At 60.5% G+C, this 13,672-nt stretch carries 15 protein-coding genes; 6 read left to right on the top strand and 9 right to left on the bottom strand.

The annotated features are described in order from the left end of the window. Positions 1-15: 15 nt before the first annotated feature. Together AC13QY_RS02640 and AC13QY_RS02635 are read right to left on the bottom strand one after the other, a co-directional pair. Entirely contained in the window at positions 16-333 is a 318-nt protein-coding gene (locus AC13QY_RS02640; protein WP_113350562.1) for a zinc ribbon domain-containing protein YjdM, read from the bottom strand. 140 nt (positions 334-473) lie between these two features. Continuing rightward, the gene (locus tag AC13QY_RS02635; RefSeq protein ID WP_246661125.1) at positions 474-1,394 is read right to left on the bottom strand and encodes an alpha/beta hydrolase family protein; all 921 of its coding nucleotides are present in this window, start codon (positions 1,392-1,394) and stop codon (positions 474-476) included. A gap of 61 nt (positions 1,395-1,455) precedes the next feature. Between AC13QY_RS02635 and AC13QY_RS02630 the strand changes: the two genes are divergently transcribed. Beyond that, positions 1,456-2,073, top strand: a complete 618-nt coding sequence (locus AC13QY_RS02630; protein ID WP_113350564.1) for a TetR/AcrR family transcriptional regulator — start codon at positions 1,456-1,458, stop codon at positions 2,071-2,073. Between the two features lie 8 nt (positions 2,074-2,081). Here AC13QY_RS02630 and AC13QY_RS02625 read toward each other — a convergent pair whose 3' ends face one another. The 5 genes from AC13QY_RS02625 to AC13QY_RS02605 form a co-directional block, all read right to left on the bottom strand. After that, complete coding sequence (locus AC13QY_RS02625) at positions 2,082-2,432, bottom strand: ribbon-helix-helix domain-containing protein (protein ID WP_004124790.1); 351 nt, start codon at positions 2,430-2,432, stop codon at positions 2,082-2,084. A gap of 18 nt (positions 2,433-2,450) precedes the next feature. After that, positions 2,451-3,047, bottom strand: a complete 597-nt coding sequence (locus tag AC13QY_RS02620; RefSeq protein ID WP_113329687.1) for a DJ-1/PfpI family protein — start codon at positions 3,045-3,047, stop codon at positions 2,451-2,453. Positions 3,048-3,141: 94 nt separating this feature from the next. Beyond that, on the bottom strand, positions 3,142-3,534 hold the full coding sequence (locus tag AC13QY_RS02615; RefSeq protein WP_145633978.1) for a DUF779 domain-containing protein: 393 nt from the start codon (positions 3,532-3,534) through the stop codon (positions 3,142-3,144). 82 nt (positions 3,535-3,616) lie between these two features. After that, entirely contained in the window at positions 3,617-5,125 is a 1,509-nt protein-coding gene (gene adh / locus AC13QY_RS02610; protein WP_113350566.1) for an aldehyde dehydrogenase, read from the bottom strand. A 154-nt stretch (positions 5,126-5,279) separates the two neighbouring features. Then, a complete protein-coding gene (locus tag AC13QY_RS02605; protein WP_113329684.1) occupies positions 5,280-6,230 on the bottom strand; it encodes a GAF domain-containing protein in 951 nt (316 codons plus the stop codon). Between the two features lie 402 nt (positions 6,231-6,632). Here AC13QY_RS02605 and AC13QY_RS02600 point away from each other — a divergent pair, with 402 nt between their 5' ends. The 4 genes from AC13QY_RS02600 (at position 6,633) to AC13QY_RS02585 (ending at position 10,248) form a co-directional block, all read left to right on the top strand. Then, a complete protein-coding gene (locus AC13QY_RS02600; protein ID WP_233788576.1) occupies positions 6,633-7,535 on the top strand; it encodes a phosphatase PAP2 family protein in 903 nt (300 codons plus the stop codon). A gap of 187 nt (positions 7,536-7,722) precedes the next feature. Next, a complete protein-coding gene (locus AC13QY_RS02595; RefSeq protein WP_113329682.1) occupies positions 7,723-7,977 on the top strand; it encodes a GCG_CRPN prefix-to-repeats domain-containing protein in 255 nt (84 codons plus the stop codon). A gap of 229 nt (positions 7,978-8,206) precedes the next feature. Next, positions 8,207-8,626 (top strand): thiol-disulfide oxidoreductase DCC family protein, encoded by a 420-nt coding sequence (locus tag AC13QY_RS02590; protein WP_113350569.1) that lies wholly within the window; start codon positions 8,207-8,209, stop codon positions 8,624-8,626. Next, on the top strand, positions 8,623-10,248 hold the full coding sequence (locus AC13QY_RS02585; protein WP_233788575.1) for a saccharopine dehydrogenase family protein: 1,626 nt from the start codon (positions 8,623-8,625) through the stop codon (positions 10,246-10,248). Before AC13QY_RS02590 ends, AC13QY_RS02585 begins: the two co-directional genes overlap by 4 nt. Before the next feature lie 74 nt (positions 10,249-10,322). On the opposite strand, the gene leuA is transcribed toward AC13QY_RS02585, so the two are convergent. Further along, positions 10,323-11,996: a 2-isopropylmalate synthase gene (gene leuA, locus AC13QY_RS02580; RefSeq protein ID WP_152095424.1), complete on the bottom strand. Its 1,674-nt coding sequence runs from the start codon at positions 11,994-11,996 to the stop codon at positions 10,323-10,325. Between the two features lie 294 nt (positions 11,997-12,290). Here leuA and AC13QY_RS02575 point away from each other — a divergent pair, with 294 nt between their 5' ends. Further along, a complete protein-coding gene (locus tag AC13QY_RS02575; protein ID WP_113350572.1) occupies positions 12,291-13,112 on the top strand; it encodes an AraC family transcriptional regulator in 822 nt (273 codons plus the stop codon). Position 13,113: 1 nt separating this feature from the next. On the opposite strand, the gene AC13QY_RS02570 is transcribed toward AC13QY_RS02575, so the two are convergent. Continuing rightward, on the bottom strand, positions 13,114-13,671 hold the full coding sequence (locus AC13QY_RS02570; protein ID WP_113350573.1) for a GNAT family N-acetyltransferase: 558 nt from the start codon (positions 13,669-13,671) through the stop codon (positions 13,114-13,116). Position 13,672: the final 1 nt, after the last annotated feature.

The raw sequence follows: 13,672 nt of genomic DNA, 5'->3' as shown, positions 1-13,672 counted from the left end.
GAGGGAGGAACAGTTCTAGCGCTTGCGTATGAACTCGGTGCGAAGAACCAAACCCTTGATCCCGTCGTAACGGCAATCGACTTCTTCAGGATTGTCGGTCAGTCGAATCGACTTGATAACGGTACCCTGCTTCAAAGTCTGATTGGCGCCCTTCACTTTCAAATCCTTGATGAGGGTGACGGAGTCGCCATCGGCGAGGACGTTGCCGCTTGCATCGTGAACGACAAGCTCCGTAGCGACGGCAGCCGCTGCCATCTCCGCGGCAGGTCGCCACTCGCCGGTCACTTCGTCATAGACATATTCGTCATTTTGGCTGGTCATGCCAAACTCCATTCTGCAAGTTTCTTGAGTATTCCAAAGCCGGCAAATGCCTAGCTTTCATCTCATTCACGATCTGTGAATGGCATCTACCCGAGACAATCAGCCGATGCAACAAGCGCGAAGTGGTGCGCCGATGCGGATACTCGGCTTTGCTATTTCAGCTCGGATGCCGGCCAGGGATTACGGCCCTCCCGAAGCCACGACAGCGTATCGACCCAGAAACCGGCAGCATGGCTATCGTGAAAGAGGCCGAAATGGCCGATTGCGTCCCGACCAAAATCAGCCGGACGGAGCAGCACCGACTGACGTTGCGCGCCGGTATAGTAATTCAGTGTGCGGCGAATTGCCGGTACGGTGCCAAGTTCGTCGTCCGAAACCGCAACGGCCAGGATCAATGCTTTCACGGCGCTCATTCGCCGTAGCACCTCCCGCCTCTCGCCCACAGGATGGCTGCGCTCGAACCGGGGGCCACGAAAGCTCCACTCGTTTGCCACACCTTTCGGCAGATCCTCCAGCCAGCCAAGCCGCCGGCCCGGGAAATAGCCGCAGAGCGCAGTCATCGCAGGCATAGCCACATGCCATTTGAGGAACAGAGCGGCCCGCCTGCTCGGCATGTAATCGCCCCACCAGGCATATTGAGCTCCGACCGTCAGCATCCTGTCGATCTCCGGAGCATTCTCAGCCAATCCCGGCAGGAATCCGCCGACGCTATGACCCACCACCAAAAGCGGACCGTTGCGACGGTGATCGGACATCAGCCGAAGCGCGGCATCGAAATCCCGCTCGCCCCAATCCCGCCAGCGATAACGGGACCCACGCAGCCGTTGCGGGCGCGACTGGCCGATGCCGCGATAATCGAAGGTCAGGACATCGAACCCATGCCGCACCAGAAATTGCGCATAGCGGTGATAATAGCGTGCGAGAACTCCGGTGGCCGGGTTGATGATGACGCTGCCTTCCGGCCTTTTCGTCTCCGCCAGCCAAAGGCGGCCACCGAGAACGACGTCATCCCGACAGGGGATGGAAATCGAAAGACTGTCTTCATTCAAGGATGGTCGAGGTTGCTGGCTCATGGGCGTCAAGATGGGACGATCGCCGCGTTGTGTATATTCACTACCCGGTATACATTGAGCCATGAGAGACAGTTCCCTGCCGACACGCGAGCGTATTCTTCAGGCCGCCGCAAAACTCTTCCACAGCGACGGCATCCGCGCGATCAGTGTCGACGCCATCGCCGAGAAGGCAGGCGTCACCAAGCGCACCCTCTATTATCATTTCCGCAGCAAGGACGACCTGATCGCCGCCCATCTGCAGGCGCGCGACGAGCCGAACCTTGCCTTCTTCAAACGCTGGTTCGAAGAAACCGAAGGCGACATTTCAGAAAAGGTTGCCGGCATTTTCCGCCAGCTGGCGCAATCGGCACGCAGCGCCAAATGGAAGGGCTGTGGTTTTTTGCGGACTTCGGTGGAACTCATCAACCTTCCCGGCCATCCCGCGCTGGTTGCGGCGCGCGCTCACAAGAAGCGGGTTGAGGAGTGGCTGGGATCGGTCTTCGTGGAGGCGGGCGCGGGCAACAATGCCCTGCCGCTCGCGCGCCAGATCATGCTGCTCCTCGACGGTTCATTTGCGGTGGTCCTGCTCCATCGCGATCCGAGCTACATGGAAACCGCTGCTGATGCGGCGGCACGGCTGATTGCCGAACGATTGTCGGATGCAAAGACGCCCGAGAACCGGCTCTCGGGCGCTGCATAGCAATACGCTCAATGATACTTCAGGCGCTCGCGACCGAGGATGGCGGGCGCGTCCACACCAGCGATCGGCTGGGAAAGATCGCTGGAAATGTCGCCGGCCAGCTGCAGGTCGAGATAGCGGGCGCAGCACACCCGCAGGAACGAGGTGAAATTGCCGAGATCGTGGCCGGCGTCGATGGATTCGTGGTGCAGCTTGGTGATCAGCTGCACCACATTCATTCCGTCACGTCGCGCGATTTCCTCCAGCTTCGACCAGAAGAAATTTTCCAGCCGGACACTGGTCACCATGCCATCGATGCGCAGGGAGCGCGTGGTGCTTTCCCAGAGCCTGGCATCGGCCTTGATGAACAATTCGCACATGCGCGTCTCCCCTCAAGTTCAAGCAGCGTTTGCTGACGACAAGGCATTGGCATCCAGCACGGCCATGAATTGGCGCAGCCATGACGGATGCGCCGGCCATGCGGGTGCAGTCACGAGGTTGCCGTCGGCAACTGCATCATTGATGGCGATGTCGGCATAAATGCCGCCGGCAAGTTCCACCTCGGGCCGGCACGCGGGATAGGCCGAGCAGGTGCGTCCCTTGAGGACACCGGCCGCGGCTAACAGCTGCGCGCCGTGGCAGATGGCGGCAACCGGCTTGCCCGCCTCGAAGAAGTGCTGAACAGCCTTGATGACGTCTGGATTCAGGCGCAGATATTCCGGCGCACGGCCGCCCGGAATGACGAGCGCATCGTAATCTTCGGCGCGGATGCTGGCGAATGTCGCATTCAATGCAAAATTATGACCGCGCTTCTCGGAATAGGTCTGATCGCCTTCGAAATCATGAATGGCCGTTGCCACCGTCTCGCCGGCATTCTTGCCAGGGCAGACGGCATGGACCGTGTAGCCGCAGGCAAGCAGCGTCTGGAACGGCACCATGGTCTCGTAGTCTTCGGTGAAATCACCTGTAATCATCAGGATCTTTGCTGCTGGCATCGTCTTCCTCCCTGAAAACCAACGGACGGCACTTTAGCAAAGTGTCTGCGGTCGCAGGTATTAGGCGAATACTACACGCCGTTTATGGCCCCGCCTATTGCACCGGCGCACGGTTGATGTCCGGGATTACGCAGGCTTCGCCACCGCCGAAGAGGCGCGAGCGTGTGAGAAATCGTTTCTCCCGCCTATTGTCGAGCGAGAACATGCCGCCGCGTCCCGGTACGACATCGATGACGAGCTGCGTGTGTTTCCACGCCTCGAACTGACTGCCGCTGATATAGACGGGCACACCGCCGATCTCGCCGAGCTTGACGTCATTGTCGCCAATCATGAATTCGTTGGCCGGATAGCACATCGGCGAAGAGCCGTCGCAGCACCCGTCCGACTGATGAAACAGGATATCGGGATGGTCCTTCTGTATCTCGCGGATAAGCTCAAGTGCCTTCTCGGTCGCAAGCACCCGCGGTTCCGACCCATTATCGTCCATGATGATCCTCCATCCCCAATGTGCGAATACTCGAAGGCTCCCGGCCGCAGCCGGGAGCCTTGTCAGCTTCCGTTGGGAGGTCTCAGAAGAAGCCCAGAGCCTTCGGGCTGTAGCTCACCAGCATATTCTTGGTCTGCTGATAGTGATCGAGCATCATCTTGTGCGTCTCACGTCCGATGCCCGATTGCTTGTAGCCGCCGAAAGCGGCGTGGGCCGGATAGGCGTGATAGCAATTCGTCCAGACGCGGCCGGCCTGGATCTCGCGACCAAAGCGATAGGCGCGATTGCCGTCGCGGGTCCATACGCCGGCACCGAGGCCGTAGAGCGTATCGTTCGCGATCTCAAGCGCTTCCCTCTCATCCTTGAACGTCGTGACCGATACGACCGGACCGAAGATTTCCTCCTGGAACACGCGCATCTTGTTGTGGCCCTTGAAGATGGTCGGCTTGATGTAGTAGCCGCTCGACAGCTCGCCGCCGAGATCGGCACGACCGCCACCCGCCAGTACCTCGGCACCTTCCTGCCGGCCGATATCGAGATAGGAGAGAATCTTCTCCATCTGCTCGCTCGATGCCTGGGCGCCGATCATGGTTGCGGCATCAAGCGGATTGCCCTGCTTGATGGCTTCCACGCGCTTGACGGCACGCTCCATGAAGCGGTCGTAGACTGATTCCTGAATCAGCGCTCGGCTCGGGCATGTGCAGACCTCGCCCTGGTTAAGCGCAAACATCGCAAAGCCCTCAAGCGCCTTGTCGAAAAAGTCATCGTCTTCGGCCGCAACATCGGCAAAGAAGATGTTCGGCGACTTGCCGCCGAGTTCGAGCGTGACGGGGATCAGGTTCTGGCTGGCGTATTGCATGATGAGCCGACCCGTCGTCGTTTCGCCGGTAAAGGCGATCTTGGCGATGCGCGGGCTGGTGGCGAGCGGCTTGCCGGCTTCGAGGCCGAAGCCGTTGACGATATTGAGTACGCCCGGCGGCAGGAGATCGCCGACCAGTTCGGCCCAGACCAAAAGCGAGGCGGGCGTCTGCTCGGCCGGCTTGATGACGACGCAGTTGCCCGCGGCCAGTGCCGGCGCAAGCTTCCAGGCGGCCATGAGGATCGGGAAGTTCCAGGGAATGATCTGGCCGACGACGCCGAGCGGCTCGTGAAAGTGGTAGGCGACGGTATCGTGGTCGATCTCGCCAATCGAGCCTTCCTGGGCACGGATGCAGGAGGCGAAATAGCGGAAGTGATCGATGGCGAGCGGGATATCGGCCGCCATGGTTTCGCGGATCGGCTTGCCGTTGTCCCAGCTTTCAGCCTGCGCCAGCACTTCCAGCTTGTCTTCCATGCGCTGGGCGATCTTCATCAGGATATTGGAGCGCTCGGTGGTAGACGTCCGCCCCCACTTGTCCTTGGCTGCATGGGCGGCATCAAGCGCGGCGTTGATGTCCTTTTCGTCGGAGCGCGGTATCTCGCAGATCTTGCCGCCTGTTATCGGCGTGAGATTGTCGAAATACTTGCCCGCGATCGGCTCGCGCCACTCGCCGCCAATATAGTTGCCATATTTGAGTTTGAACGGAGATTCCACGATCTTCTGATGCAGCATGCCATCCTCCCTTGGTCGGCAGGTTCAATAAGCGAACCGATGGGAGAAGTCTGAGGGCATATCGCGGCGGGCGATAGAGGCGGCTTGCCGTGCTGCAGCGCACAGTGTCGCAACTCTGCGACAGCTGCCAGATCGAATGCGCGTTGATGGCGCTTCAGTGGAGATTGAGGCGGTTCATCTTCCGATGCAGCGTCGAGCGGCTCATGCCGAGCGCTGCGGCCGCCTGGGAGACATTGCCGTTGGCGCGCGAAAGAGCCCTCAGCAAAGCAGCGCGCTCGGCCTCCAGGAGATCCTCACTCCCGGCCCCCTGCTCGCTAAGAATGTCAGAAGCAGGAATGCCTGCAGCAATGCGGTGATCATCGAGCCGCAGTGCTAGACGGGCCGCGCGGGTCGCACCAAGCACGAGGTCGTTGCGGTCGACGGCCAGCAGTGCTGAGGTGGAAGCCGTATCCGTCGGCACCATGACGAAGCGGGCACCTGCAAAGGCGCTGCGGAAAAGATTGAGTTCGATGCGCACAGCCGCATCGCGCACCGTCTGCGACAGGATCGCCAGTGTCGCGTCGTTCACGTCATCGCGGCAGGTGGAAATGTCGAGCGCGCCGGCAAGCTGGCCGCGATGATCGCGGATCGGCGCTGTGGTGCAGCTGAGATTGATGTTTGAGCAGAAGAAATGCTGGTCACGGAAGATCGCAACTGCCCGCTCGTCGGCAAGCGCCGTACCGATGCCGTTGGTGCCGATGCTCGCTTCCGTCCAGACGGATCCCGTCCATAGACCGAGATCGTGGAAATCCTTGTCGTCGCCGGCAGCACCCCGGCGTTCGAGTGCGATGCCATCCCGGTCGGTCAAAAGCAGGCAGCAACCGGCTTTGCCGACCGCGAGAAAAAGACGATCCAGTTCACTGGCCGCTTCGGCAACCAGCCGTTCCGATCGCTCCAGCGCTGTTTGAAATTCCTGGCTGGTCAAGCGCATCGGCAGACGCTTCTCTTCCGGCGCCAGACGATGCATGACCATGCACCGTCGCCAGGAGGCAACGACCGAAGAACTCGCCGCCGCCGATTGCGCCGACGCGTAAACCTGATCCGCATGTGCGGAATAGTGCTGCATTTGGCTCCTCCCACCGAACGCTAGCCCAATTGTCGCTAAAAAAGGCCATCGAAGCAATCCTCGTGGCGACTTTCGCCCAGGGCCGCGAAATTCGGCGGCTACCTTGTTGATGGCACAGTCTTTTTCGGCACCGTTGTTTCTTCAGCCCATGATTGCACAGTCCGAACATCGAAGCTGTCTGGCAGATGCCGTGCGTTTTGGTTTTGCCGCCTACACAACCGAGATCTGACCCGCCAATCGCGACCTTTCAGGCCGCTGTCAGCGTGTTGCTGTAGCAGCTTCTTCCTAGGGAAACGGAGCGGAAGGCGATTGGTGAGCCCAGCTCCACGAGCGGCTGTTTCGACATTGATGGAAGTCGGCTTTATGCAGGCATGGCAGCGGGGCCGAGAGGCCATAAAAGAAATGCTGGGACGTTCCGCCGACACCGGTCGCAGACGCATGGCTGGCGGCCTTCACTGCTTCTTCAACACCCCGACCATTAAGCCGCCTGCGAATCGCGCATTTCTGGAGCGCCCGATCGTTATCATCGCCATCTTCCTCGCCTTATCATTGCTCGTCATGTGGGCGGCCGATTATCCCTTGGGCATCTGGATGAAATCGTTTCCCGCGCAATTGCGTGGGACGGCGAAATGGATCAGCAGCCTCGGCACCGGGCTTCTGGTGCTCTCATTCAGCGGAGCGCTGCTGATATTTGCGATCCTCGCGCCCGCGCATAAGCTGCGGAAATCCATGCGAACGGGGGCAGATCTCATCGCGACCGCGGCTGCTTTCGTCTTCCTGGCGGTGGCCGGCGGCGGCATTGTCGATTCGCTCGCAAAGAACATCATCGGTCGCGCCAGGCCGGAACTCCTGGATACGAACGGCGCCTTTTTCTTTCGTCCCTTTGCCTTCCACGCCGACTTTGCCTCCTTTCCTTCCGGACATTCGGCAACGGCCGGCGCCATGGCGATGTCGCTGGCGCTGGTCTTTCCCCGCCTTCGCCCCGTCTTCATGCCTGTCGGCGTCCTCATCTGCCTGTCGCGCCAATGGGTCGGCGCACATTGGGCAAGCGACACGCTAATGGGCTGGGGCGTCGGCGTAGCTTTTGCCCTGTGGCTCGCGCATGCATTCGCGCGACGCCGTCTCCTGTTTGCCTATGATTCCAGCGGCCGCTTGTGTCCTGGGGAACAATACAAGGCAATTCTCGCCGTTCTGCGCGCGTTGATCCGGCGCATGCCGCTCATCGGCAGGAAAACGGTGCCTGCAGCAAAATCGTGCCCGGCTCAATCTCGCCTCGCATCCCGAGCCCTTGAAATTCGATCCTGATCTCGCGGCCTGATTCCGCGGTAAGTACAGTTCTCCTGCATCGCTCGCCGGCTTACGCACCGCGTATGCCAGCCTTTCCCGTCCGAATGCAAAATCATCGCTATGCAGCGACGGATTTGCCGCTCGTCCCCGTTCAAGCGCTGAAGGGATAACAGCTTGAAGCTCTTCAAGGACGAATGAGGACATCATGAAAAAGATCATTTTGCTGGCTTTCGCCGCGACCGCCTGCTTTGCGGCCATCTCTCCAGCCGAAGCCCGCGATGGCTGCGGCATCGGCTGGCATCGCAATCCCTATGGCTACTGCCGTCCGGATGGACGGCCTGTGGTCGTCGTGCCGGCGGTTCCGGCCTATGGCATCTACTATCCCGGCCGCGGCTACTGGGATGGGCATCGCTATTGGGTGCATCGCGAGTGGTGGCATGGTGGCTGGCGTTATCGCTAAGCTACTCTTCCGCGATGCGCGCGGCCCGATCTTGCAGATCGGGCCGCATGCCAACCGGCGATCGAACGGCTTGCTTCTCTCGATCCTTCCGCTGCCCAGCGCTGCGATGCAAAGCTCGCGGTCGTTTGCCGGTTTGACATGGCAGCCCACGGAAACGTGCAATTGACGGCGACAATGCAACCGGTCAAAGCTGTGACCAGACGGGTCTACGGAAAACAATGCCGCCAACATGAGCAAAAGCACCATCAGCGACTATCAAGGGCCGATCATCGTCTTTGACGCCATGTGCGTCCTGTGTACCGCCAACGCCCAGTTCGTGCTGCGTCATGATCGCCTCGGCCGTTTTCGTCTTGCCTCCATGCAGAATGAAACCGGCATCGCCCTCTATCGCCGCTGCGGCATGGACCCCACCGATCCGGATAGCCTCATCATCGTCGACGGCGCGAAGGTGCTGCGCGATAGTGACGCGGTGCTGGCCATTTATGCCGGTCTCGGCTGGCCCTGGAAGGCCATTTCCGTACTGCGCATCGTACCGCGCATGCTGCGCGACCCGATCTACCTTTGGCTTGCCCGCAATCGCTATCGCATCTTCGGCAAACGGGAGACATGCTGGCTGCCGACACCCGAGCAGGCGAGCCGCATACTTTGAAAAGAACCCTCGTTCTCGGCGGCTATGGCGGGTTCGGCGCGCGGCTATCGCGGCGCCTTGCCGAAGACGGCTTCGAGGTTCTGGTCGCCGGACGCAATCTTGAAGCAGCAAAAGCAATCGCCGCTCGATTACCCAACGCACTTGCCCTGCAAGCCGATCGAAATGGCGATATCTCTGCGATCCTCGGGGAGCACAGACCCTTTCTGTTGATCGATGCGGCAGGCCCTTTCCAATATAGTGAGCAGAGAGTTCCGCGGTCCTGCATAGAGGCCGGTATCCACTATATCGATCTTGCCGACGCGCGCGATTTCGTCGGCGCGATCAGCTCGCTTGACGAAGAGGCTAAGACCGCTGGCGTCACCATCATCTCGGGCGCGTCGAGCGTCCCGGCGCTCTCCGGCGCCGTCGTAGCCGCCCTTGCCAAGAACATGGAGGAGGTTCGCTCGATAAAAATGTCGATCAGCGCCTCCAATCGCGCGACCGCCGGCGCCTCGGTCGCAGCCGCGATCCTGAGTTACGTCGGCAAGCCGGTGCGGCTCTGGCGCGGCCGGCACTGGCAGGATGCGACGGGCTGGCACATGCTGAAGCGCGAAACCTATGCGGTTTCCGGCCACCGCGCTCTGCGCCGGCTGGTGGCGCTTGCCGACGTGCCGGATCACGATCTTCTGGTCGATAGTTTTGCCGGACAGCCCAGCGTCATTTTCCGCGCGGGGCCGGAATTCGTCTTTCAGTCTTTGGCGCTCTGGCTGTTGTCCTGGCCGGTCGCCTGGGGCTGGCTGACATCGCTTAGAAAGATCAGCCGCTTTCTGCTGCCGTTGCAACGCCTGACAGCGAGGCTTGGCACGGCGCGATCGGCTGTGATGATCGAGATCAAGGGCATAGAGCAAGGCACCATGAAGGCTCGTCGCTGGACCCTGATCGCCGAAAATGGAGACGGCGTGGAAATTCCCACGCTTCCGGCGCAATTGCTGGCGCGGGCCTTGCGCGACTGCCGTCTTTCGCCCGGCGCCCGTCACGCCGGCAGGCTCCTGTCGCTTGAGGATTTCCGGGGCTTGTTTCGCGATCTGGCGGTTGCCGAGGAAACGACGGAAGCACCCTATATGCCGCTCTATCAGCGTGTCATGGGGCCTGCATTTGCTCATCTATCCGAACCGGTCCGTGCCATGCACGAGGTCTTCGGCGATGGCGGCGCCAGAGGCGAGGCGGTCGTCACCCGTGGGCGCTCACCGCTTGCACGGCTGGTCGCGAAAATATTTGGCTTTCCCGCGGCAGGAAAGCACGCATTACATGTGTCCTTCGAGGAAACCAACGGCATAGAAGAATGGACGCGGGATTTTTCCGGCCAGCGCTTCCACAGCCATTTGAACGAAGAGAATGGCCACCTTGTCGAACGCTTCGGTCCCTTCCGCTTTGCATTCGATCTTCCTAGCCGTGGCAACGGGCTCAGCATGGAGATGCGACACTGGTCGTTCCTGCGCATTCCGCTGCCGCGCCTTCTGGCGCCCCAAAGCATCGCTCGTGAATGGGCGGAGGACGATCGCTTCCACTTCGACGTATCGATTGCCCTCCCTCTCATCGGCCCCGTCGTTCATTATCGGGGCTGGCTGCAGCCAATCGAATGATCCAATCCGGCGTCTTGGCGCCGCCCGGCTATCGGCCGATTTGCAGCCGATAGCGCGGGCGGAACAGACGATCGTCAACCGGCCGCACTGGCGGCACTGAGGACCGCCTTGACGGTTGCCGTCGCAACATCGGCATCGATACCGACGCCGAAGAGCTGCGATCCGTCCGGCCGGACGCATTGCAGATAAGCGGCCGCTTGCGCATCGCTGCCGCGACGCAGGGCATGCTCCTGATAGTCCATGACGCTCAGCTCCACTGCGAAGGCCTCGGCAATCGCGGCAAGTACCGCCGAAACGAGGCCGTTGCCGCGACCGCTGACGACGACATCCTGATTGCCATGGCGAATCCGGCCAGTGAAGATGCGCTCGGTGCCGGTTCCCCTGCGAAAACCACCTTCGTAATCGACGAGTTCGAAGCGCTCGAAATCGTCAACATGATAGGCGTCGACGAACGCCTTCCAGATATCTTCGGCCGTCAGTTCGCGCTTCGTCTCATCGGCGAGGAGCTGCACCCGCCTGCTGAAATCGACCTGCATGGCGCGCGGCAGCTTCAAGCCCTTGTCCTGCTCGATCACCCAGGCAACCCCACCCTTGCCCGACTGGCTGTTGACGCGAATGACGGCCTCGTAACTCTCGCCGATATCGGCGGGATCGACCGGCAGGTAGGGCATTTCCCAGACGCCGTCATTGCGCCGCTCATGCGCGGCAAATCCCTTGCGGATCGCATCCTGATGCGAGCCGGAGAAGGCCGTGTGCACGAGTTCGCCCGCGTAAGGGTGGCGCGGATGAATGGGCAGACCGTTGCAATATTCCACCGTCTTCACCACCTCACGGATCGACGGAAAGGTCAGGCCGGGATCGATGCCCTGCGTGTAGAGGTTTAGAGCCAGCGTCACCAGATCGACATTGCCGGTACGCTCGCCATTGCCGAACAGGCAACCTTCGACCCGATCGGCGCCCGCCAGCAGCGCCTGCTCGGCCGAGGCCACCGCCGTACCGCGATCATTATGCGGATGAACGCTGATGATGACGGCATCGCGGCGCGAAATATGGCGGCAGAACCATTCGATCTGGTCTGCATAGACATTCGGCATCGCCACTTCCACCGTTGCCGGCAGGTTGAGGATGGCTGGGCGTTCCGCAGTCGGCTGCCAGACATCGAGCACGCGCTCGCAGATTTCGAGCGCGAAATCCGGCTCGGTGAAGCAGAAGGTTTCCGGCGAATATTCGAAGGTCCAGTCGGTCTCCGGCTGCTTCAGGCTTTCCTCCAGCATTGCGGTAACACCGCTGATGGCAAGGTCGACAATCTCGTGTCGCTCCATGCCGAAGACGACGCGGCGGAAGAGTGGTGCGGTCGCATTGTAGAGATGGACGATGGCTTTGCGGGCGCCGATGAGGGATTCGAACGTGCGCGCGATGAGATCGGCGCGCGATTGGGTCAACACCTGGATCGTCACATCCTCGGGGATGCGGTGTTCCTCGATGAGCGCACGGACGAAATCGAACTCGATCTGCGAGGCCGACGGAAAGGCGACCTCGATCTCCTTGAAGCCGGAGGCGAGCAGCATGTCGTAGAAGCGCAGCTTGCGCTCGACATCCATAGGATTGGCAAGCGCCTGGTTTCCGTCGCGCAGATCCGTTGACAGCCAGCGGGGTGCCTTGGCGAGGCGCCTGTTGGGCCATCGCCGATCCGGCAATTCGATGGGCGAGATGAAAGGACGATATTTGGTTTCAGGATTCTTCAGCATGATCCGTTCCGTTGCATGTCGGTCAATTGGGGAGAAAGCGGACAGCAGAATACGGCCGCCGGGATGCCGTCAGGCCCGACGACCGCGGCTAAGTCGCAATGCAACGGAAAACTGAAGAAAAACGGGTATGCAGGACGAGGTGTCGGCATCCATCCGCACGCGCAGCGATGCGACGGCAGCGCCATGCGGCCGATCCGATCGATGCAGATTGTGGGATGCGGCAGACACGAAAGTAGATATCCTGCTGGAAAGGAACTCTAGGTTACTGTCGACATCTTTGATATTCTCGCGCGTATGGATCATTCATCGTCGCAAAAGGATCAGTACTATCTTCAGCACGGCACCGATGTCGCTGAAGGTGTCGCCGTCATCGCACATGACGATCATCGCTTCACCAGTTCTCGCCACAGCCATAGGCAGGCGCAACTGCTCTACGCCGTCAGCGGCGTGATCTCCTTGACCACGGATAGCGGCACCTGGGTCGTACCGCCGAGCCGAGCGGTCTGGCTGCCGCCGCAGCTCGAACACGTGACGGCAAGCCATACGAGCGTGCAGTTTCGCTCATTATTGATCGATCCCAATGGCAGAGATGCGTTACCGAATGAGTGCACGGTGGTGGAAGTCACCCCGCTGCTGCGCGAACTCATCCTGCGGCTCGCCGGTCTTGTCGACAAACCCGATCAGAAAGAGGTTGTGGAGGCAGTCATTCACCTGCTGCTTCTCGAACTTACCTTCTTGCCGGCACAGCCGCTGAAGCTCCCTCTACCGAAACATCCGGGGCTTGCGGCGTTCTGTGAAACCTTGCTCGGCGATCTTGCGAGCACAATCTCGATCGAAGAGGCGGCCAATGGGCTGCATATGAGCCGGGCAACCCTCATGCGGCTATTTCAGCGCGAAACGGGACTGAGTTTCGGCCGGTGGCGACAACAGGCACGCATGCTGAAGGCTCTCACCTTGCTCGCGGAAGGTCGAAGTGTTCTCGATGTCGCGCTGGACTGCGGCTATGAGAGCCCAAGCGCCTTCTCGGCCATGTTCCGGCGGGCGCTCGGGCGCTCGCCCCGAGACTATTTTCAAACCGCAACACTGACCGGCGAAATCAGCCAGGGGACTGACTAGGCTAGTTCTGTCGGTCGCTGGCCAGGCAGCCAAACATGCGGAAATCATGGAAGGCCTCTTTGAACCGCGCCTTCTGCCGCAGTGTGCCCTCATATTGGAAGCCCGCTTTTTCCAGAACCCGATCGGAAGCTGTGTTTCCCGGCAACGTCCAGGCTTCGATGCGATTGAGCGAAAAATCGTCGAAGCCGCACCGGACGATAGCCTTCGCCGCCTCACTCATCAGCCCCTTGCCCCAGGCCGAAGGATGCAGCTCATATCCAAGTTCGGCGCATTTGGCACGCCGATCGATGCTATTGAAGCGGATCGCGCCGAGCAAGTGGCCTGAAAGCCAATCCTCGATGATCCATGAACAACCTGCTCCCTTGGGGAAGATTTTGATCATCCATCGCAGGGAACGTTCAATCTGCGCCATTTTGGGCGCATCAACCCAATTCGAGAACCGCGTGACCTCCGGAATCGAAATCAGCGCATGGAAGTCGTCGCGATCGGCCATACTCGCTTCGCGAAGCCGCAGCCGCTCGGTGACAAGGGTGGGGAACTCGGCCTTTGAAGGCGCCATC

The sequence above is a fragment of the Martinezella sp. CNPSo 3795 genome, assembly GCF_057784475.1.
This window is presented reverse-complemented; position numbering and strand designations above follow the sequence as displayed.